Raw genomic sequence first — 21558 nt, 5'->3', positions numbered from 1 at the left:
TATGCAAAGCTACAGCGCATTCAAGCTTGGATTTTTTGTTGCGATGGTGCTGTTCGTGGTCAGTGCTGGGGTCATTGCCTGGCGGGCCATGCGCGCCGGCGACGACAGTGCCGCACTGGGCCGTAGTCTGCAGCGGCCATGGGTGTTCGCCTGGGGGTTGATGGCCCTGAGCCTCGCCAGCTTGCCGTTCAGTGGCTGGTGGCTGGCCCACCTAGGCGCCTGGCCGCTCGGGCAGTTGTGGATGCTGGGTGCGGAGCTGCTGTACGTGCTGGTGTGGCTGTTCTGGCTGATGGCGGTACGCCGCGTCAATCGTCTGCGCCGCGCGCAGGTTTACTCCCGCGCTGCGGACAAGAAAGACGTGGGGGTGCAGCGTAAGCGGGCCTATATCTACGGTGGCGCCTCGGCGCTGTGTTTTGCGGTGATTGTGGTGTTGGTGGCCGTCAAGCCGGTGTAAGACCGGCTATTCTTTGGTGGCCTTGCGGGCCTCTTCGCGAGCAAGCTCGGCTCCCACAGTGATGAGTCGTGCATTTTGTGGGAGCAAGGCTTGCCCGCGAAGGGGCCATCAGCCACACCGCATAATCACTCGCCGCGCAGCGAAATCTCTTTCCAGCCACGTCGCTTGGCTTCTTCGTGCAGTTTCGGGTCCGGGTCGACCACGATCGGGTGGGCGACTTCTTCAAGCAGCGGCAGATCGTTCATCGAATCGCTGTAGAAGTAGCTGTCGTCGAGATTCAGCCCCTGCTCCTGCAACCAGCGGTTCAGGCGCGTCACCTTGCCTTCGCGGAAGCACGGGACGTCGAAACTGCGGCCAGTGTAGCGGCCGTCCTTCATCTCGCACTCGGTGGCCAGCAGGGTGTCGACGCCCAGTCGCTCGGCGATCGGCCCAGTGACGAAGCGGTTGGTGGCGGTGATGATCACCAGCTTGTCGCCGGCCGCGCGGTGCTGTTCGAGCAGTGCGATGGCCTTGGGCAGAATGATCGGCTCGATGCAGTCGCGCATGAAATCACGGTGCCATTCGTCCAGCTGCGCCAGATCGGTAGCGGCGAGAATTTCCAGGCTGAATTCCAGGTAGGCGCCCTGATCGAGCTGGCCGGCCAGGTAATCTTCATAGAATGCATCGTTGCGGGCTTTGTATTCGACCTTGTCGAGAATCCCGCGCTCGCACAGGTAATCGCCCCAGGCATGGTCGCTGTCGCCGCCGAGCAGGGTGTTGTCGAGATCGAATAATGCCAAACGCATGGAATTTCTCACCTACCTATTGATAAACGCCTCACAGAATACGGACTTTTGACAACTGTGCACATAAGGTATGCGGGCGCGTTGCCGCCTTGACAGGCTTTGTGGAACAATGCGGAAACATGCGTTTACGAGGTTGTTGCCGTGATCGACCCCGATGGTTTCCGTCCCAACGTCGGCATCATTCTGACCAATGACGCCGGACAGGTGCTGTGGGCTCGTCGTATCAACCAGGATGCCTGGCAGTTTCCGCAGGGCGGTATCAACCCCCAGGAGACGCCGGAAGAGGCCTTGTACCGCGAGTTGAATGAAGAAGTAGGGCTCGAGCGGCAGGATGTTGAAATTCTTGCCTGCACGCGCGGCTGGTTGCGTTATCGTTTGCCGCAACGCCTGGTCCGTACACACAGCCAACCGCTGTGCATCGGCCAGAAGCAAAAATGGTTTCTGTTGCGCCTGATTTCCAACGAGCAGCGCGTAAGAATGGATTTGACGCCCAAGCCCGAGTTCGATGGCTGGCGCTGGGTCAGTTATTGGTACCCGCTGGGCCAGGTGGTGACATTCAAGCGCGAAGTTTATCGTCGCGCGCTCAAAGAGCTTGCCCCGCGCCTTTTATCGCGCGACTGACGACGGAGTTCGACCCCGAGCCATGCTCAATACGCTGCGCAAGATCGTCCAGGAAGTCAACTCCGCCAAGGATCTCAAGACGGCGTTGGGGATCATTGTGCTGCGCGTCCGGGAAGCCATGGGCAGCCAGGTGTGCTCGGTCTATCTGCTCGACCCTGAGACCAACCGTTTCGTGCTGATGGCCACCGAAGGCCTCAACAAACGTTCCATCGGCAAAGTCAGCATGGCCCCCAATGAAGGTCTGGTGGGCCTGGTGGGCACCCGCGAAGAACCCCTGAACCTTGAGAACGCCGCCGATCACCCGCGTTATCGCTACTTCGCCGAGACCGGTGAAGAGCGCTTCGCGTCGTTCCTGGGCGCACCGATCATCCACCACCGTCGGGTGGTCGGCGTGGTGGTGATCCAGCAGAAGGAACGCCGCCAGTTCGACGAGGGTGAAGAAGCCTTCCTGGTCACCATGAGCGCACAGCTCGCCGGCGTCATCGCCCATGCCGAGGCGACGGGCTCGATCCGCGGCCTGGGCCGTCAAGGCAAGGGCATCCAGGAAGCCCGTTTCGTCGGCGTACCTGGTTCGCCGGGTGCTGCGGTCGGTACCGCCGTGGTCATGTTGCCGCCGGCGGATCTCGATGTGGTGCCGGACAAGGTAGTCACCGACATCAAGGCCGAGCTGGGCTTGTTCCAGAACGCGTTGGAGGGCGTACGTGGTGATATGCGCACCCTTTCGGCGAAATTGGCCACACAATTGCGCCCGGAAGAGCGGGCGTTGTTCGATGTCTATCTGATGATGCTCGACGATGCTTCACTGGGCAGTGAAGTCACCAATATCATCAAGACCGGGCAATGGGCGCAGGGCGCGTTGCGCAATGTCGTGGCCGAGCACGTCGCTCGCTTCGAGTTGATGGACGACGCCTACCTGCGCGAGCGCGCTTCCGACGTCAAGGACCTGGGCCGGCGCCTGCTGGCCTATCTGCAGGAAGCCCGCTCGCAGACCATGGTGTATCCGGACAACACCATCCTGATCAGCGAAGAGCTGTCGCCGGCCATGCTTGGCGAGGTGCCCGAGGGCAAGCTGGTGGGCCTGGTCTCGGTGCTCGGCTCCGGCAACTCCCACGTGGCGATCCTGGCGCGTGCCATGGGCATCCCCACGGTGATGGGCGTGGTCGATCTGCCGTACTCCAAGGTCGACGGCATCCGCATGATCCTCGACGGCTATCACGGCGAGGTGTTCACCAACCCCAGCGAGATCCTGATCAAGCAGTACAGTGCGGTCATGGAGGAAGAGCGCGAGCTCTCCAAAGGCCTCGATGCGCTGCGCGAGCTGCCGTGCGTGACGCTCGACGGGCATCGCATGCCGTTGCTGGTCAACACCGGCCTGCTGGCCGATGTGGCGCGGGCGCAGGAACGTGGCGCCGAAGGCGTAGGCCTGTATCGCACTGAAGTCCCGTTCATGATCAACCAGCGGTTCCCCAGCGAAAAGGAACAGTTAGCCATTTACCGCGAGCAACTGGCGGCTTTCCATCCGCTGCCGGTGACCATGCGCAGCCTCGACATCGGTGGTGACAAATCGCTGTCGTACTTCCCGATCAAGGAAGACAACCCGTTTCTGGGCTGGCGTGGCATCCGCGTGACCCTCGACCACCCGGAGATCTTCCTGGTGCAGTGCCGGGCCATGCTCAAGGCCAGCGAGGGCTTGAACAACCTGCGCATCCTGCTGCCGATGATCTCGGGCACGCACGAACTCGAAGAGGCGCTGCATCTGATCCACCGCGCCTGGGGCGAGGTGCGCGATGAAGGCACCGACGTGCCGATGCCGCCCGTGGGCGTGATGGTGGAAATTCCGGCGGCGGTCTATCAGGCGCGCGAGCTGGCGCGTCAGGTGGACTTCCTGTCCGTGGGTTCGAACGACCTGACCCAGTACCTGCTGGCGGTCGACCGCAACAACCCGCGGGTGGCCGATCTGTATGATTACCTGCACCCGGCGGTGCTGATGGCCTTGCAGCATGTGGTCAACGAAGCTCATGCCGAGGGCAAACCGGTGAGCATTTGTGGCGAGATGGCCGGTGATCCGGCGGCGGCGGTGCTATTGATGGCGATGGGGTACGACAGTCTGTCGATGAACGCCACCAACTTGCCGAAAGTGAAGTGGATGTTGCGTCAGGTCAGTATGAGCAAGTCCAAGGAATTACTTGCGCAGTTGATGAAAATCGACAACCCGCAAGTTATCCACAGCTCATTGCAGCTGGCGCTGAAGAATCAGGGCTTGTCGCGGATGATCAACCCGGCTGCGCCGAAGACGCTTTGAATGTCAGCGTTTTGCTGATGCTACTGGCCTCTTCGCGAGCAAGCTTTGCTCCCACAGTGGTGAGTCGTACTGTGGGAGCAAGGCTTGCCCGCGAGAGTCCCTGGAGGACGCCTCAATCCTCCAGGGCCACCTCGCCCAGATGCCCGCCATAGGGCCCATAACTGCGCTCGACAATCCGCCTTCCGCCATCCGCCCGCAGTTTCACCAGCGTACTGGCCCGCGTGCCATAGCTCGGGCTGGCAATAAACACGCTCGACAGCAGCCTTTCCGTCGCCAGCCCCACGCCGGTGTCTGGCAAATCGGCATCCGTGGCAGGTTCCGGATCGTTGAGCACGGCCAGTAATTTATCCTCCATGGCATCATCCAATTCAGCGGCCAAGGCCTCACGAGCCTTGATCAGCTTGGGCCAAGGCGAATCCAGCGCGGCATTCGACAACCCATACACCCCAGCCGCAAGCGCAACCGGCTCGCTTTCGCGCGCATTGAAATACATCAGCCGCGGCAACTGCCCGGGCGCTACCGTGCCCAATAGCAGATTGAACCCGGCGTACTCCGCCGAACGACCACGAACCTCGCGCAAATAGTCATCCAGATCGATTCCGCTGGTCAGAAACCGTGCGACCAGGTCACCCCGCGAACGGTGCCCTGTCGGTTGATCAGGATCACGGATATTGGTCAGCGCCGCGAAACGTCCGCCCGGTCCGAGGCCCAGCCAGGTACCACCCGCCTCCAGATCGCGACCGGCAAGCACGTGCGGCGCATCCTCCCAGGCGGCCAGCGGCAGGGTCGGGCGGGCATAGAATTCATCCCGGTTGGCCGCCAGCAGCAGCGGCACGTCGTGCTCGGGGCGCCAGGCGAAAACGATCAGGCACATGGGCGGGTTTCCTTGTCTTTGTCGCTACTGTACCCACGCCGCCCGGCACTATCCATCCTCATTGGCTGGAGCCGCAGGGGCTGTTTCCGCTACCATGCCGGTCCTGATTCGACAGCGTATGGCCGCAGGCCTGGTAAGTCGGCGCGTTCAGGCCTCTGTCACGGGCCTCGGCGTCCGTGTCACAAAATTTCATCATTTCCGGGTGGTCAGTGCCTCGACCCTCCGGGCATAGTTCCTGTTTTATCAAGGTGCAGCCCCAGTTGGCGCGGCCTTGAACCCACAGCTTTATCGAGGAGTCGCAATGCTGGCTTATCCGCAGATCGATCCCGTCGCCCTGGCGATCGGTCCCCTGAAAATCCACTGGTACGGTCTGATGTACCTGATCGGCATCGGCGGCGCATGGCTGCTGGCGCTGAGCCGCATGCAGCGTTTCGACCCGACCTGGACCAAAGAAAAACTCTCGGACATGATCTTCTGGGTGGCCATGGGCGTGATAGTCGGCGGCAGGCTGGGCTACGTCTTGTTCTACGATCTGGACGTCTACCTGGCCAATCCATTGCTGATTTTCGAAGTCTGGAAAGGCGGCATGGCGTTCCACGGCGGCTTGCTGGGCGTAATGATCGCGACCTGGTGGTTCGGCAAGCGCAATGGCAAGTCGTTCTTCCAACTGATGGACTTTATTGCGCCGATGGTGCCGATCGGCCTGGGCGCCGGACGTATCGGCAACTTCATCAATGCCGAGCTGTGGGGCAAGCCGACCGATCTGCCGTGGGCCATGGTGTTCCCGCCGTTCAGCGATCCGGCGCAATTGCCGCGCCACCCGTCCCAGCTGTATCAGTTCGCACTGGAAGGCGTGGCGTTGTTCGCTATCCTTTGGCTTTATTCGCGCAAGCCGCGCCCGACCATGGCCGTGTCCGGCATGTTCGCGCTGTTCTATGGCATCTTCCGCTTTTTGGTGGAGTTCGTGCGGGTGCCGGACGCGCAGCTGGGCTATCTGGCCTGGGGCTGGGTCACCATGGGGCAGGTCTTGTGTGTACCGATGATCATCGGTGGCCTGGCGCTGATCTGGCTGGCCTATCACCGCAAGCCGGCTGAACACAGCGCCGCACTTTAATACTCGTCAGGCAGGGTTCGACCCTGCCGGCATCGATGCAGGTAAGTCATGAAGCAATATCTCGATCTGGTCGCCGACGTCATCAAGCGTGGCTCCCTTCAGTCCAACCGTACCGGGGTGAAGACCATCAGCCTGCCGGGCGCCATGCTGCGTTTCGACCTGCAGGAAGGCTTTCCGGCAATCACCACGCGCAAGCTGGCGTTCAAGTCGGCCATCGGCGAGATGGTCGGCTTTTTGCGCGGGGTCAACAACGCCGCCGAGTTCCGCGCCCTGGGTTGCAAGGTCTGGGACCAGAACGCCAACGAGAACCAGCAGTGGCTCGACAACCCGTTCCGCAAGGGCGCCGACGACCTGGGTGAAATCTACGGCGTGCAATGGCGCCAGTGGCCGGCCTACAAGCGTATTGCGCTGAGCAATCCGGCGGCCATCGAACTGGCGCTCGGCCAGGGCTACACGCAGCTGGCCCAGGCCGAGGAAGACGGTGAGGCCTACGTGGTGCTGTACAAGGCCATCGATCAGATTCGCCAGTGCGTCGATACCATCATCAAGGATCCGGGCAGCCGGCGTATCCTGTTCCACGGCTGGAACTGCGCGCAGCTGGACGAGATGGCGTTGCCGCCGTGTCATCTGCTGTATCAGTTCCACCCCAATGCCGAGACGCGGGAAATCTCCCTGACCCTGTACATCCGCTCCAACGACCTGGGCCTGGGCACGCCATTCAACCTCACCGAAGGCGCGGCGTTGCTGTCGCTGATCGGCCGCCTGACCGGTTACACACCGCGGTGGTTCACCTATTTCATCGGCGATGCGCACGTCTATGAAAACCACCTGAGCATGCTCACCGAGCAACTCGACCGCGAACCCCTGCCAGCGCCCAGGCTGGTGATCTCCGATCGCGTCCCGGAATTCGCCAAGACCGGCCTGTACCAGCCGGAGTGGCTGGAGCTGATCGAGCCGAGCGATTTTTCCTTGGAAGGGTATGAGCACCACCCGCCGATGACGGCGCCGATGGCGGTTTAGTTTCAGGGAAGGATTTTTCCGGGCTACACAGAACCTCCACTGAGACTGGCTTCACGGGCCGCTCTCAATGCCCATGACTGCGTCCCACATGTGAATGCTCTGCCTCCGGCACGGTGACCGCGCCGGTCACTTCCAGGCGTTGGAGGATGCCGCATGGGTCGTGATCAGCCTCGCTGCCGCAGCGCTGGCGTAGCTCCACGAGCTGCTGTTGCAGGGCCATGAGGCCTTCGATGCGGGCGCTGACGTGCTGGATGTGGTCGTCGATCAGGTGGTTGACGCTTTCGCAGCGGTCTTGAGGGCTGTCGCGCAAGTTGAGCAGGCTGCGGATTTCTTCGAGGGTCATGTCGAGGATGCGGCAGTTACGGATGAACGTCAGGCGCTCGACGTGGGCCTGGGTGTATACCCGATAGTTGCCGTCGCTGCGGGCGGGCTCGGGCAACAGGCCTTCGCGTTCGTAATAGCGGATGGTTTCTACCGGGCAGTCGGTGGCCTTGGCCAGTTCGCCGATTTTCATCTCATGTCCCTCGATCTGCAAAAGTCTCTTGACCCTATAGTCGCTACAGGGTGTTCACTTGGCAACAAGCATTTCAGAGACCGGACCCATGAGCCGTCAGCACAGCGACCATCCTAACGAGCACGAGCACGAGCACGAGCACGAGCATTCTCATGACCATGATGAGCACGCCTCGGCGCCTGCAGCTTCCTGCTGCGAGCAAAAAGCTGCGCCGTTCGTATCCCTCAAGCCCGTCGTGCGCGAGGCCAGCCACGCCAGCCACGCTGGCCATGATTGCAGCACTCATGACCATGGCCACGATCACGCCCCGGCTCCCGCGCAGGTCCAGCTCAGCGACGCCACCAGCCCCGACGCCCAGCTCAGCCAGTTCCGCATCGCCGAGATGGACTGCCCGACCGAGCAAACCCTGATCCATAACCGCCTGGGCAAGCTCGACGGTATCGAACAGCTGGATTTCAACCTGATCAACCGCGTGCTTGGCGTTCGCCATACGCTGGGCAGCACCGAGCCGATCATCCAGGCGATCGCCTCGCTGGGCATGAGTGCCGAGCCGCTAAGCGTCGACGCGCAAGGCAAACCCGTGGAAACGCTGCCGCCCGCCAACAAGCCGTGGTGGCCATTGGCGTTGTCCGGCGTCGCGGCGTTTGGCGCCGAAGTGCTGCATTTCTCGGGGGCAGCGCCCACCTGGGTCATTGCTATCGTTGCACTGGTGGCGATCTTCAGCGGTGGTCTGAGCACCTATAAAAAGGGCTGGATTGCGCTCAAGAACTTCAACCTCAATATCAATGCCTTGATGAGCATCGCGGTCACCGGCGCGGTGTTGATCGGTCAATGGCCGGAAGCGGCGATGGTGATGTTCCTGTTCACCGTGGCCGAGTTGATCGAGGCCAAGTCGCTGGACCGGGCCCGCAACGCCATTGGCGGGTTGATGCGGTTGACCCCAGAGACCGCCACCGTGCAGCAGGCCGATGGCGCGTGGCTTGACCAACCGGCCAGCGCGATCGCCTTGGGTGCGCTGGTGCGGGTCAAGCCCGGCGAGCGCATCGCCCTCGATGGCACCGTGCGCACCGGGCAATCGAGCGTCGACCAGTCGCCTATTACCGGCGAAAGCCTGCCGGTGGAAAAGACCACCGGCGACAAACTGTTCGCCGGCACCATCAACCAGGCCGGCTCGCTGGAGTATGAAGTCACCGCTGCAGCTGGCGATTCCACCTTGGCGCGCATCATTCATGCGGTCGAGCAGGCTCAGGGCGCCAAGGCACCTACGCAACGTTTCGTCGACAGTTTCTCGCGCATCTACACCCCGGCGGTGTTCATTCTGGCGGTGCTGGTGGCGGTGGTGCCGCCGCTGTTGATGGCCGCGCCCTGGTTCGACTGGCTGTACCGGGCGTTGGTATTGCTGGTCGTGGCCTGCCCCTGCGCGCTGGTGATCTCCACCCCGGTGACCATCGTCAGCGGCCTGGCCGCCGCGGCGCGCAAGGGCATCCTCATAAAGGGCGGGGTATACCTTGAAAGCGGTCATCGCCTGCAAGTGCTGGCGCTGGACAAGACCGGCACGCTGACCCACGGCAAACCGGTGCAGACCGACATGCAACTGCTGGTTTCTGCTGCCGCCGATGCGCCCCTGATCGCTGCCAGCCTGGCGCGGCGTTCGGATCACCCGGTGTCGCTGGCCATCGCCCGCGAGGCGCAGAGCCAATCGGCACAATGGCTGGACGTGCAAACGTTCACGGCATTGCCGGGGCGTGGCGTGAAAGGCGAGGTCAACGGCCAGCTGTATCACCTGGGCAACCACCGTTTGGTGGAAGACCTGGGCCTGTGTTCGACCGAGCTGGAAGCCAAGCTGGACGTGCTGGAGCGTCAAGGCAAAAGCGTTATCGTGCTGTGTGACAGCCAGCGGCCGTTGGTGCTGTTCGCCGTGGCCGATACCGTCAAGGACAGCAGCCGCGAAGCCATCGAGCAGTTGCACGCCTTGGGTATCAAGACCCTGATGCTCACCGGCGACAATAGCCACACTGCCGCCGCGATCGCCCGCGAGGTCGGCATTGACGAGGCCCGTGGCGACCTGCTGCCCGAGGACAAGCTGCAGGTCATCGAGAGTTTGAGCGGCGAAGGTCGCCAGGTCGGCATGGTCGGCGACGGCATCAACGATGCCCCCGCCCTGGCGCGCGCCGACGTCGGGTTCGCCATGGCGGCAGCCGGTACGGATACCGCCATCGAAACTGCGGATGTCGCGCTGATGGACGACGATCTGCGCAAGATTCCGGCATTTATCCGCCTCTCGCGCCAGACCCGCAGCGTGCTGGTGCAGAACATCGTGCTGGCGCTGGTGATCAAGGCGGTGTTCCTGGTGATCACTTTCGCCGGCATGGCCACGTTGTGGATGGCCGTGTTCGCCGACATGGGGGTCAGCTTGCTGGTGGTATTCAACGGGCTGCGCCTGCTGCGGCGGTAGTCATAATTTCCGGGGCCAGCCCCCTCGCTACAATTACCAACCCTGTAGTGAGGGGGCTTGCCCCCGAAAATAACCGCGCTGTAGGAACGCTCCTACTGTTAGGCCGACCTTCTCAGACTTGCCCTACGCCCCTGTCAGACTTGCCCGCTATTCCCCTCCCGCCCCGATCGAGATAATCACCCCCGCCACTGAGCGAGTTCATCCGGCTTGCCCAAGGGCGGCGTTGTCGAGCCTTGCTGTTCGGAGCACTGCTCGAACGCGTCTGCCGTCTCGGCGGCAATTCCTATCAATAACAATAAATCGAGGTATCGCCATGTCTACACAAGCCCAGCTGGAAATCGCCAACGCTCCCCAGGAAATGACGCTCGAAGACACTCACGAAGTACGCGGTGCCGGTATTTTCGCCGACATCGGCGGGGTGATCGATGCGGCCATTCCGGTGATCGCTGCCGTGGTTGCCAAAGTAAGCTGATGCCTGCGGCCTGCAAGGGCTCAAGGATGTAAAGGGGGGAGTGGCGCCGCTCCCCTCTGCGGGCTGCATGAAGGTATGACGCGATGTTGGAACTCGGAAAGGTTGCTCTGCGGGCGCCCGTTCGGACCTTGGTGTTCGGCTGGTTGATCTGCCTGTTTTTTTTCATGCTGGTCGCGTTGTTGGTCGCCGGCGAGTATGCCCGCAAGGAAGAAGTACAGGGCCGGGTACTGACCCGCGATGTGGTGCGCATCGCCAGTGAAGGCAACGCTCACGTACAGGAAGTGCTGGTGGTGGCCGGGCAATCGGTGCGCAAGGACCAGCCGCTGCTGAGGATTCGACCTCAGGAGCCAGAAAATTTCAGTGATGGCAGTGGCCAGACCACTGCCACCCAAAGTGCCGAGCGACTGGACAGCCTGCTCGCCGACACTCACAGCGATGAAGCCCAGGCGCACGACGTGTACCGCACGCAGCGTGAATCCTTGAGCCTGCAGATCGACCAGTTACAGGCCGATCTGGATCTCAACGCCCGGATCGAACAATCGATCCAGCGCCGCGTCGCCATCGCCGCCGGTCTGCAGCAGCGCCATGAGCGTCTGGCCCGAGAGGGTGCGGTGTCCGAAGCGGCCCTCAACGAGGCCATCGTGCGCCACGAAACCGCTCAGCAGAATCTCGCCAGCAACCAACAGGGGCGAGCGGCGGCGCGCCAGCGGCTGCTCGAATTGCAGCAGCGCGGCAGCGACGCCGAACATCAGTTGACCTTGCGCCTCAGCGACATCGCCCGCCAGCGTCACGAACTGCTCGAACGCCGCGAAACCCTGCGCAAGCACCAGCAGTATGTATTGCTGTCACCGGTGGATGGCGTGGTCGATGGGGTCTCGGTATTCGCTGGCGGTCGGGCCCAGGCCGGTCAACCGATGCTGTTGCTGCGCATCGACCAGCCCGAGCGGGCGATGCCCACCGTGATGCTTGATGTCAGCCCCTCCAGCATCGGTTTCGCCAGCCCTGGCACGCCGGTGATCGTGCGCATCGACGCCTATCCCTATGAGCGTTATGGCGTGGTCAAGGGCCGCATCGTCCGCAGTACCGCGAGCACTTACCGCGATGTGCCGCTGGGCGCTTCGGCCGACCCACCGACGGAGGGCGCAGTGTATCTGGTGGAAGTGGCGCTGGATTTCAGCGATCCCCGCACGCGCATTCGTGAACACTGGCTCAAGGACGGCATGACCCTGCGCGGCTCGTTGCGTCTCGAATCGCTGAGCCTCATGGAGTGGCTGTTCCTGCCCGTACTCAAAGGCAGCCAGCGTAACCCCGACTATCTCCCGGCGCTGATGCCGAATGCTGCGGGGCAGGCGACATGATCGATGCAACGCTGAGCCGCGTCCGCCGCGCCTTGGGCAAATCCGTACCGGTGATCCTTCAGGACGAGATGTCCGAATGCGGCATGGCGGCCATCGCCATGATCGCCGGGTATCACGGTCATGTCCTCAGCCTGCGCCAGATGCGCCAGCGCTGCAGCGTCGCCCGCGATGGCATGTCGCTGTTTCAGATCATCAAGGTCAGCGAAACCCTGGGGTTCGCCTGCCGTCCGCTGAAGGTCATGCTCGACGGCCTGCGCCAGGTGCGTACGCCGTCCATTCTGTTCTGGAACAAGATGCACTTCGTGGTGCTGGAAGCGGTCGAGCGCCGCGGCCTGCGCATCATCGACCCGGCACTGGGTCGGCGCTTTTACACCTGGGAGGAGGCGCTGCCGTTGTTCAGTGGCGTGGCCCTTGAGCTGGTACCGGGCCTGCACTTTACCCTCCAGCGCAGCATGCCGGCGCGCCAGGCCCTGAGCTTCACCCAGGTGCTGTCGCGCAATCCCTGGCTGCTGCGCTACCTGATCCCCATGGGGCTGCTGGCCATCGTCATGTACCTGGGGGCCATTGCCGCGCCCAAGCTGTTTTCCTTGACCATCGATGAGGTCGTCGCCAAGAACGACGAGGACTTCCTCTATCTCATCCTCTACGTGTTCGGCGCCATCTTTCTGTTCAAGACCGTCGCCGCCTGGCTGCGCACCTGGCTCGACGCACAATTGCGCATTGCATTGAGCCAGGACCTGGGCATCGGCGTGATGGCCTGGTTGCTGCGCTTGCCGGTCGGTTGGTTCGAGCGCCGCGCGCCGGGGGATATTCTACGGCGCACACAAGCCACCGATCGTGCCTACACGCAGTTCACCGCAGGCTGGATGGACATGACCATCGACGCGGTATTCGGCCTCGCCTTCCTGTGCCTGATGGCGCTGATCAACCTGCCCCTGGCGGGCCTGTCACTGGTGTTGTGCCTGCTGTTCTTCGGCTTTCGGCTGTTGACCCTGCCGATCATGGAGCGCACCCACAAGGTCGCCATCGAGGCCGAAACCGCCCGCAACGTCAGCCTGCTTGGCACCGTCAACGCCATTGAGTCGATGAAGCTCTACCACTACGAGGCCGCCAAACTGGCGCGCTGGAGCAATCAGCACGTCGACACCGAAGTGGCCCGCGCCAAGGTGCAACGCCTGCAATCGATGAATGGGGTGGTGCATGAAGGGCTGTCCCATGGGCATTCCCTGCTGGTCAGTGCCCTGGGGGCCTTTGCGGTATTGCAGGGCAACAACAGCATCGGCGATCTGTTTGCCTTCGTGCTCTACAAGGACATGTTCATGGGCTGCATGCTCAACCTGCTGGACCGCTATGCCAGCCTGCGCCTGGTGCAGGTGGAACTGCGCCGCGTCGAAGACATCATCGACGAGCCGGCCGAATGGGCTGAAACCGAGACCTACCTCGCCCGCGCCGACGAGCAGCACGCCCCGTTGCTGTCGCTGCAGGTGCGAGGCGGCCTGTTTCGCTACAGCAGCTTCGAGCGGCCGGTGTTCATGGACGTCGATCTGCGTTTGACGGCGGGCAGCAAGGTAGCGATCTTCGGGCCGTCGGGCTGCGGCAAGAGCACCCTGCTCAAGGTGCTGGCGGGATTCTATCGGCTCGAGGCCGGGCAGTTCGAGGTCAACGGCGTCGAGCTGCAACGGTTCGGCTTGCAGCGCTATCGGCAAAACCTTGCTTACGTGACGGCCCACGACGAGATCATTGCCGGCAGCGTGATGGACAACATCACTCTGGATGCCGAGCGCGGTGATGGCATCTGGCTGCAGACGTGCATCGAGCAGGCGGGCCTGCTGGCGGCGGTGCAGGGGCTGGCCAATGGCTTTAACACCTTGCTGGGGCCGACCGGCGTGCAGTTGTCGACCGGGCAGAAGCAACGGCTGTTGATCGCCCGCGCGCTGTACCGACGCCCCCAAGTGCTGCTGCTCGACGAGCCCACTTCCCATCTGGATGCCGAGGCCCGGGACGTGATCATCGCCACCCTCGGGCTGCTGTCGATGCTCTGCGTGGTGGTCACCCATGATCGACACGTCGCCCAGGCCTGCGATGTGGTCCTGCAGATGCGCCAGGGGCGCTTGCTGCCGATGCCGGCTGGAGGTTTGGATGACTGATCGAAGCAGCACGCGAGTGCGCTATTGGATGCTGTGCATGATCTGCAAGGCGCGGCTGGGTCAGTGGCTGATCAAGGGGCTCGCACTGATGTCGCGCGTCGTGCCCATGGGCCGCCTGTTTGTCGGCTTGCCCAAGGTGCTGAGGCGCTTGCCGTCCGGGTGTCGAGGGCGTGACTACAGCTTGTGTCGGCAGAACCTGACCGCGCTCGGGTATGAATCGACACTGGCCAAGAAGCTCAGTTGCCGCTTTGGCGTATTGCAATGGCAGCGCGCCCTGCACGAGCAGCTCTATCCGCGCCAGCGGCCTTTCGACCTGCGTGCCTGGATTGCCGACATCCCGTGGGTCGATCCGCAGCGTTTGGCAGAGGTCGAGCGGCCCACGCTCTATCTGCTGACCCACACGGGGGAGTACTGGATGGCGGTCGCCAGCCTGATGGCCCGGCAGGTGCGGCCGACCCGTTTCGTCATCCCGATCTGGAATTTCGCCGATCCCTTTACCCGTCATTCCCTGCAGCAGCTTGAAGGGCTGGGGCACTGGGTCGACGTGCTGGATGTCGCCGATCCGGGCACGGCGCTGAGCATGGCGCGGGCGTTGAAGCGTGGCGACAGCGTGGTGGTGTTCTGCGACCTGCCGGTGAGTCTGGGGGCGCTGCGTTTCGGCGAGCCGCTGCCGGGCCACCTGTTCCATCGCCCGGCGCAGTTTGTCAAAGGGCCGCTGTTTCTGGCCGCGAAACTGGGCTGTGACGCCTTGCTCATTGGCCATCAGGCGCAGTTGGGCGGCAAAGGCCGGGTACAAGTGCTGGAGCGGATAGCGGCGGCGCCGCTGCCCGCCATGCAAGCGCAGTGGATGGCCGCGCTGGATCGCTTTTTGGCGGCCGCGCCGGAGCAATGGTTCTACCTGCCCAGGCTCGAGGCGTTCTATCACCGGCAGCGGTCGTCGGCCAAGCGGCGGCCCGCAGTGGCCCAGCCAGGGGCGTTGCGGTGAGCGGCTGGGGCGCTGCGGGTTTGCTGGCATGTGTGGCCCTGAGTGCCTGTTCGTTTATCCCGACCTATGTGCGCCCAGCGGCGCCGGTGCCTGCCCAGTGGCGCGATCAGGTTGTCGAACAGGCCGTCACGCCCTTGCCCGCCTGGGAGCAGGTATTCAATGACCCACAGTTGCGCGAGTTGATCGGTCAGGCGCTGGAGCACAATCGGGATCTGCGCATCGCCGTGCAGCGTATCGACGAGGCGCGGGCGGTGTTTGGCGTGGCGCGTGCCGATCTGTTCCCCACCTTGGGTGTTCAGGGAGCGACCCAGCGTCAGCAGCTGTCGGCACTGGATTCACCCACCGGTGAGCGGGTGATCGGTGAGCAGGGGCGCTTTCGACTGGGCGTGGGCATTACGGCCTACGAGGTCGACCTGTGGGGGCGCGTGCAGGCCTTGCGCGACAGTGCCGGCCAGCAATTGCTGGCCAGCGAGGAGGACGCCCGGGCGGTGCAGATCAGCTTGGTGGGTGAGGTCGCGGCTACCTATTACGAGGCCCTGACCTACCTCGGCCTGCAGACACAGCACGGCGATCTGCTCAGCGCTGGGGAGCGCTCGTTGCAACTCATCGAAAAACGCCACGGGCAGGGCCTGGCCAGCGAACTGGAAGTGCGTCAGGCGCGCTCGCTGGTGTTGGGCCTGGCAGCCGAGCAGGCGAGCGCCGAGCGTGGCTACGAGCTGGCGCTCAATCGCCTGGAGCTGCTGACGGGCACCGATTTGCAAGCATCGCGATTGCAAGTGGCGGCGCTCGAGGTGGACCAGCCGGTAGCGCCGGTCGCCGCCGGGCTGACGTCGACGCTGCTGACGCGCCGCCCTGATATCCGCGCCGCCGAAGCCCGGCTCAAGTCCTTCAATGCCAACATCGGTGTGGCACGGGCGGCCTATCTGCCGCGGATCTCGCTGACCGGCGTGCTGGGTTTCAGCAGCCCGCAACTCAATCGGTTGTTTCGCGGTGGCGCGCGGGCGTGGTCGTTTTCACCGGAGGTGACCGTGCCACTGTTCGATCTGGGGCGGCGCGAGTCCAATCTGGCCTTGGCCCGGGCGCAGCGGGATATCGCCGTGTCGCAGTATGAGCGCGCGATTCAGCAGGCGTTCCGCGAGGTGGCGGATGCGCTGGGCGCCCGGGGGCCTTTGCAGCGCGAACTGGCAACCCAGCGGCTGCGAGTCGCCAATGAAGCGCGGCGCGTAGAGTTGGCGACCCTGCTGTACGAGGAGGGGTTGGACAGTTATCTGGAGGTGCTGGATGCGCAACGCAGCCTGAGCGCCGCGCAGCAGGGGTTGGTTCGCACGCGGCTGGCAGGGTTGACCAATGCGGTGTCGCTGTACAAGGCGCTGGGCGGTGGGTGGTCAGCGATATAAGGGGGCTGGTTTCAAGCGCGAGCCTCTTCATCGCCGAACGCGCAAGCCCGCGCGGCGGCGAAGCAGACCACACTGACTACAAATGCTGCAGCAGAGTCTCCAGCGCCTCCAACCGCTCCCCATCACTGAGCCGAGCCCGAGGATTGAGCGACGACCATTGCGGATGCGCCCGAGCCTTGTTCAACGATTCCGGCAATTTACCCTCACGCCACTGCGTCTGTTCGGCGGGCAGGCTCACTTCGATACGTTCGAGGGCCGCATGGCCGCGACGCGTCAGCACAGCCAGAAGCTGCTGCTGACGCAGGGCGAGCAAGCGCAACACGTTGTCGTCCACGGTCAGTTCGCGCTGCCCCTTGAGCTTGCCCATCAGTCGTGTGCCATAACCGCGCATGGTTTGCAGCGCGCCGCCTGCCACCGCGCCGGCGATGGTTGCCAGGCCCAGCGTCAGGCCACCCACCAGCAGATCGATGCCCGCCCCGGCGGCTGCCCCGGCCGCGACACCGCTGCCCAGTTGGATCCCCAGTCGCTTAAGGGTTTGCGGGTTGAACAAATCGTCGCCCCAGCGTCCGTCGGTCAACGGCAAATCAGCGCTGGTGGCGTCGTCCAGCCTGAAGGCATACAGCGCCAGCAACTGCGCCACGCAGCGTTGTTCACGTTGGCGCACGGCCTGACGCAGCGCCTCGATGGCTGCCGGGCCTTGCTCCTGGGTGGCACTGCGTCGGCAGGCGGCGCAGTCGATCAGCAGTTCGGCGATCAAGCGCGTGGCACTGGCCTGTCGGGCCACGCGTTGTGCTTGCTGATCGTCGATCAGCCGTTGCAGGGCCGGGCGCGAGTGCTCCAGCAGCAGCGCCAGGCTTTCATACAAACGCCGCTCGCCGTCTTCCGGTGGCGCCACACTGTCGAAACGCACCAACGCGTGCAAGCCAAGGCGGGCCAAGGCCTCGCGCCAATCGGCTTCGCGATGGTCCGCCGCGCTGACGAAGTTGAGCACCGGCAACAGCGGCTTGCCGCAGCCTGCCAGCACCTGTAATTCGTCGCGGTATTTGGCCAGCACCGGCTCGCGGGCGTCGATCACGTACAGGCCGGCGTCCGAGGCCAGCAACTGGCGCAACACCTTGGCTTCTTGCTCGAATCGCTGGCGCGCCTCGCTGCCTTGCAAAAAGCGCTCGGTGCGCGCCGGGCCATCCAGGCGTTCGCCTGGGCGGTCGAGGCGCTCCAGGTAGTCGAGCAGGGCGATGGCATCTTCCAGCCCCGGCGTATCGTACAGCTCCAGCAGCGCTTCGCCGTCCACCGACAGGCGTGCGCCCTCGACATGGCGGGTGGTGCTGGGGCGATGGGAGACTTCGCCGAAGCCGACATCGCGGGTGAGGGTGCGCAGCAGCGAGGTCTTGCCGACGTTGGTGTGGCCGACCACGGCGAGGCGCAGGGGTCTTGGTGCTCGATCAGTCATCGCCGTGCTCCAGCCAGGCCAGTGGTGGTTGTGGGCTGTGGGGAAGGTGCAGCGCATTCAGGGCGACGTGCCAATCATCCAGGCGTTCGGGGTCGAGTGTTTGCGCCATTGGTGCGGGCAGCAGCCAGACGCGTGTGGCTGTGGCGCAACGCGCCAGCTCGGCCACCAGTGCCAGGCTGCCGCGATCTGGCGAGCGGCGCGGGTCGCAGGCAATCAACAGGCGCGCAGGTGGGAAGCGGGTCAATTGATCGAGCAGGCGTTGACGCGATTCACGGCTGTCGAGGATGCCGGCGTCCTGCACCGTAGCGGGCAATACCGGCGGCCAGGGATGTTGATCGTCGAGCTCGATCGCCACGACCAGTGCGCCTTGGTTGCCGACTTGTCCGCTGGGCGCTTGAGCCTCGGGCCAGACGGCAGGCGCGGCGTCGCTGATCCCCAGGCGTTCACTGCTGGGCATCAATACCTCGCGCAGTCGTGCGTAACCGGGCAGGTCGAGGTCGATGCGCAACTGGCTGCAGCCGCGCCGCCAACGCCATAGGCACAGCCCCCACAGCAGCAGGCGCGGCAACACGCCGTAGACCACCAACACGCCCACTAGCCAGGCGGCCCAGGCTTGTCGGGTGGCTTCCAGATTGACCGCTGCATCGCCGCTGGCGCGGATCATGTCGGTATCAGGAACGTTGAAGCCCAGCAGCCCGGGCAGCGTGCCCAGCGCCTGGGTCAGGGCCACGAAGGTATCGGCGCTCAACAGGGTGGTTTCCCAGACGAAACCGTAGCGCCGCGTCGCCAGCAGCAACAGGGCGATGACCAGAGCGCTGAGCATGGCCAGCAGCCACAGGCCGTGGATCAATGTGCCCAGCAGCCAGCGATTGAGGCGATGGCGCTGCAGCAATAGCACCAGCGCCGGGCCCAGGTGCGCGGCCTTGGCATCGCGGGCGAGTTTGTCGCTGAGCCACAGCCACAGGCGGCCCAGGCTGGCGCCATGCTCGCCGCTGAGCAGCAAGCCCAGCACCCAGCTCAGCAGCAACAGCACGTTCAGGCCGAGCAGGCTGCCCAGGGCCCAGAACACGTTGACCGGGGGCAGGCCATCGCCCAGAGCGGTAAAGGCCAGGCCGGAGCCGCTGAGCAGAGCCATCACCGCCAGGGCGATCAGGGCCAGCCGTGCGCCTTGTTGCCAATGGCGCAGGGCCGTGTCGACGCCGTCACGTTGCGCCAAGCGAGTAGCGCGGTGCTCGATGCGGGTGGCCAGCGAGCCGCCGCCATGGCGGGCCAGGCGGTTGGCTTCGAGGTCTTCAAGGGGGCCGGCATGCTCTTCGCGCAGACGGATGGCTTCGGTGAGCCAGGATGTTTCCAGCAGGGAGGGTTGGGTCACGCAAGGTTCCAGTACTGTTCGATCTGCCAAGAGCATACCCCAGCCGAGCTGATCCGGCGTCCTGGCTCTGCTATGCTCGCCGCCATGAAAAAATCTCTCCCTCTCAGCCTGATCGCCGCGCTCGCGCAGAACCGCGTGATCGGCATCGACAACCGCATGCCCTGGCATCTGCCGGGGGATTTCAAATACTTCAAGGCCACCACCCTCGGCAAGCCGATCATCATGGGCCGCAAGACCTGGGATTCGTTGGGGCGGCCGTTGCCCGGACGCTTGAATCTGGTGGTCAGTCGTCAGACCGATCTGCAGCTCGAAGGTGCCGAGGTTTATCCGACGCTGGACGCCGCTATCGTGCGTGCCGAGGCCTGGGCACTGGAGCAGGGCAGCGACGAGGTGATGCTGATTGGGGGCGCGCAGCTGTATGAATTAGCCATGGCCCGCGCTGATCGCTTGTACCTGACCCGTGTGGCGCTGACGCCTGAAGGCGATGCCTGGTTTCCGGCGTTCGATGAGGCGCAGTGGAAGCGGGTGTCGACTGTCGAAAATCCGGCTGTCGACGACAAGCCGGCGTACGACTTTGAGGTGTGGGAGCGGGTTTGATTCCGGGGCCGACTCTAGGGCCTCTTCGCCAGCAAGCTGTGCTCCCGCAGGTGTACGACTCAGGGTCTGCTTGCAGTTCGGGAGCAGGGCTTGCCCGCGAAGAGGCCGGCCCTGCCCCCCACTTTCACTGAAAACTGAACGTCACCCCTGCGCCAACCGTGCATGCTCATCGGCCTGCATTACCGCCTGATCCGTCTGCTTGAGGATCTGGCTGGTGAGGGTCCCGGCGGTCATCGAGCCACTGACGTTCAACGCTGTACGGCCCATGTCGATCAACGGCTCGATCGAAATCAGCAGCGCCACCAGGGTCACCGGCAGGCCCATCGCCGGCAGCACGATCAGCGCCGCGAAGGTCGCACCGCCGCCAACACCTGCCACGCCCGCCGAACTCAGGGTGACGATGCCCACCAGCGTCGCGATCCACAGCGGATCCAGCGGATTGATGCCCACCGTCGGCGCAACCATGACCGCCAGCATCGCCGGGTAGAGGCCCGCGCAACCGTTCTGGCCGATGGTCGCACCAAACGAAGCGGCGAAACTGGCGATCGATGACGGAATACCCAAACGCAGTGTTTGCGCCTCGATGCTTAGCGGGATGGTCGCGGCACTCGAGCGGCTGGTGAAGGCGAACGTCAGCACCGGCCAGACCTTGCGGAAAAACCGCAGCGGATTGACGCCGGCCAGCGCCAGCAACAGGCCGTGCACGCCGAACATCAGCGCCAGGCCGATGTAGGACACCACCACGAAGCTGCCCAGTTTGATGATGTCCTGCAGGTTCGAGCCGGCCACCACCTTGGTCATCAGGGCCAGCACGCCGTAGGGGGTCAGTTTCATGACCAGGCGTACCAGGCGCATGACCCAGGCCTGCAGCACATCGATGGCCGCCAGCGCGCGATTGCCTTTTTCGGCGTCGTCCTTGAGCAGTTGCAAGGCGGCGACGCCGAGGAAGGCGGCAAAGATCACCACGCTGATGATGGACGTCGGCTTGGCGCGGGCCAGATCGGCCACCGGGTTCTGCGGAATGAACGACAGCAGCAACTGCGGCACGTTGATTTCGGCGACCTTGTCGACGTAGTTGTTCTGCAGCGCCTGCATGCGCGCCACTTCCTGGGTGCCGGCCACGAGGCCCTCGGCAGTCAGGCCGAACAGGTTGGTCAGCCCCACACCGATCAGCGCTGCGATCAGGGTAGTGAACAGCAGCGTGCCGATGGTCAGAAAGCTGATCTTGCCCAGAGACGAGGCGTTATGCAGGCGCGCCACGGCGCTGAGAATGGACGCGAAGATCAGCGGCATGACGATCATTTGCAGCAGCTGTACGTAGCCATTGCCCACCAGATCGAGCCAGCCGATGGTGCTTTTCAGTACAGGGCTGTTGTCGCCGTAGATAGCATGCAGCGCGCCACCGAACACCACGCCGAGAATCAGCGCCACCAGGACCTTTTTGGCCAGGCTCCAATCGGTGCGGCGGGTTTGCAGCAGGCCCAGCAGCAGGGCTGCGAATACCAGCAGGTTGAAGAACAAGGGCAGATTCATGATGGCTCCAAGGGGATGGTCAAGCGCCTCTGCGGGCGCTCTGGCTAGCGGGAAATGCTAACAGAGTCGGGGAGCGGGGTCAGGAATCGGATTTGGCAGTGCCGCGAA

The 21558-nt window shown here is 63.8% G+C and carries 18 protein-coding genes; 12 read left to right on the top strand and 6 right to left on the bottom strand.

All coding sequences use genetic code 11. From position 1 onward, the window contains the following. The first annotated feature begins 1 nt into the window (after nt 1). Nucleotides 2-454 (top strand): DUF2269 family protein, encoded by a 453-nt coding sequence (locus REH34_RS14155; RefSeq protein WP_311971955.1) that lies wholly within the window; start codon nt 2-4, stop codon nt 452-454. Nucleotides 455-579: 125 nt separating this feature from the next. On the opposite strand, the gene REH34_RS14150 is transcribed toward REH34_RS14155, so the two are convergent. Further along, nucleotides 580-1239, bottom strand: a complete 660-nt coding sequence (locus REH34_RS14150; protein WP_226505435.1) for an HAD family phosphatase — start codon at nt 1237-1239, stop codon at nt 580-582. Between the two features lie 141 nt (nt 1240-1380). Here REH34_RS14150 and REH34_RS14145 point away from each other — a divergent pair, with 141 nt between their 5' ends. Both REH34_RS14145 and ptsP read left to right on the top strand, forming a co-directional pair. Continuing rightward, entirely contained in the window at nt 1381-1860 is a 480-nt protein-coding gene (locus REH34_RS14145) for an RNA pyrophosphohydrolase (RefSeq protein ID WP_226505654.1), read from the top strand. A 22-nt stretch (nt 1861-1882) separates the two neighbouring features. Beyond that, nucleotides 1883-4162, top strand: a complete 2280-nt coding sequence (gene ptsP / locus REH34_RS14140) for a phosphoenolpyruvate--protein phosphotransferase (RefSeq protein WP_226505436.1) — start codon at nt 1883-1885, stop codon at nt 4160-4162. 112 nt (nt 4163-4274) lie between these two features. Here the strand turns inward: ptsP and REH34_RS14135 are convergent, their stop codons facing one another. Continuing rightward, the gene (locus tag REH34_RS14135; RefSeq protein ID WP_311971954.1) at nt 4275-5036 is read right to left on the bottom strand and encodes an NRDE family protein; all 762 of its coding nucleotides are present in this window, start codon (nt 5034-5036) and stop codon (nt 4275-4277) included. Between the two features lie 301 nt (nt 5037-5337). On the opposite strand from REH34_RS14135, the gene lgt reads away from it, so the two are divergent. Beyond that, nucleotides 5338-6150 carry a prolipoprotein diacylglyceryl transferase gene (gene lgt, locus REH34_RS14130; protein ID WP_311971953.1) on the top strand — a complete coding sequence of 271 codons (813 nt, stop codon included), beginning with the start codon at nt 5338-5340 and terminating at the stop codon, nt 6148-6150. 48 nt (nt 6151-6198) lie between these two features. Beyond that, a complete protein-coding gene (locus REH34_RS14125; RefSeq protein WP_226505439.1) occupies nt 6199-7170 on the top strand; it encodes a thymidylate synthase in 972 nt (323 codons plus the stop codon). Between the two features lie 64 nt (nt 7171-7234). On the opposite strand, the gene cadR is transcribed toward REH34_RS14125, so the two are convergent. After that, nucleotides 7235-7684 carry a Cd(II)/Pb(II)-responsive transcriptional regulator gene (cadR, locus tag REH34_RS14120; RefSeq protein WP_226505440.1) on the bottom strand — a complete coding sequence of 150 codons (450 nt, stop codon included), beginning with the start codon at nt 7682-7684 and terminating at the stop codon, nt 7235-7237. A gap of 88 nt (nt 7685-7772) precedes the next feature. Here cadR and REH34_RS14115 point away from each other — a divergent pair, with 88 nt between their 5' ends. The 6 genes from REH34_RS14115 (at nt 7773) to REH34_RS14090 (ending at nt 16498) form a co-directional block, all read left to right on the top strand. Next, on the top strand, nt 7773-10139 hold the full coding sequence (locus REH34_RS14115; RefSeq protein WP_311971952.1) for a heavy metal translocating P-type ATPase: 2367 nt from the start codon (nt 7773-7775) through the stop codon (nt 10137-10139). Nucleotides 10140-10452: 313 nt separating this feature from the next. Beyond that, nucleotides 10453-10611 (top strand): hypothetical protein, encoded by a 159-nt coding sequence (locus tag REH34_RS14110; RefSeq protein ID WP_226505442.1) that lies wholly within the window; start codon nt 10453-10455, stop codon nt 10609-10611. An 83-nt stretch (nt 10612-10694) separates the two neighbouring features. Beyond that, nucleotides 10695-11969 (top strand): HlyD family efflux transporter periplasmic adaptor subunit, encoded by a 1275-nt coding sequence (locus REH34_RS14105; protein ID WP_311971951.1) that lies wholly within the window; start codon nt 10695-10697, stop codon nt 11967-11969. Continuing rightward, nucleotides 11966-14116, top strand: coding sequence for a peptidase domain-containing ABC transporter (locus REH34_RS14100; RefSeq protein WP_311971950.1), 2151 nt, complete (start codon nt 11966-11968; stop codon nt 14114-14116). Before REH34_RS14105 ends, REH34_RS14100 begins: the two co-directional genes overlap by 4 nt. Then, on the top strand, nt 14109-15101 hold the full coding sequence (locus REH34_RS14095; RefSeq protein ID WP_311971949.1) for a hypothetical protein: 993 nt from the start codon (nt 14109-14111) through the stop codon (nt 15099-15101). Before REH34_RS14100 ends, REH34_RS14095 begins: the two co-directional genes overlap by 8 nt. After that, on the top strand, nt 15098-16498 hold the full coding sequence (locus REH34_RS14090; protein WP_311971948.1) for an efflux transporter outer membrane subunit: 1401 nt from the start codon (nt 15098-15100) through the stop codon (nt 16496-16498). Before REH34_RS14095 ends, REH34_RS14090 begins: the two co-directional genes overlap by 4 nt. 76 nt (nt 16499-16574) lie before the next feature. Here the strand turns inward: REH34_RS14090 and REH34_RS14085 are convergent, their stop codons facing one another. Together REH34_RS14085 and REH34_RS14080 are read right to left on the bottom strand one after the other, a co-directional pair. Continuing rightward, a complete protein-coding gene (locus REH34_RS14085; RefSeq protein WP_226505447.1) occupies nt 16575-17948 on the bottom strand; it encodes a DUF3482 domain-containing protein in 1374 nt (457 codons plus the stop codon). Beyond that, nucleotides 17941-19356: a DUF2868 domain-containing protein gene (locus REH34_RS14080; RefSeq protein WP_409373299.1), complete on the bottom strand. Its 1416-nt coding sequence runs from the start codon at nt 19354-19356 to the stop codon at nt 17941-17943. Before REH34_RS14080 ends, REH34_RS14085 begins: the two co-directional genes overlap by 8 nt. 48 nt (nt 19357-19404) lie before the next feature. Between REH34_RS14080 and REH34_RS14075 the strand changes: the two genes are divergently transcribed. Then, nucleotides 19405-19917: a dihydrofolate reductase gene (locus REH34_RS14075; protein WP_311971946.1), complete on the top strand. Its 513-nt coding sequence runs from the start codon at nt 19405-19407 to the stop codon at nt 19915-19917. Nucleotides 19918-20058: 141 nt separating this feature from the next. On the opposite strand, the gene REH34_RS14070 is transcribed toward REH34_RS14075, so the two are convergent. Further along, complete coding sequence (locus REH34_RS14070) at nt 20059-21450, bottom strand: L-cystine transporter (protein ID WP_311971945.1); 1392 nt, start codon at nt 21448-21450, stop codon at nt 20059-20061. Nucleotides 21451-21558: the final 108 nt, after the last annotated feature.

The sequence above is a fragment of the Pseudomonas baltica genome (assembly GCF_031880315.1).
Lineage (GTDB): Bacteria > Pseudomonadota > Gammaproteobacteria > Pseudomonadales > Pseudomonadaceae > Aquipseudomonas.
This window is presented reverse-complemented; position numbering and strand designations above follow the sequence as displayed.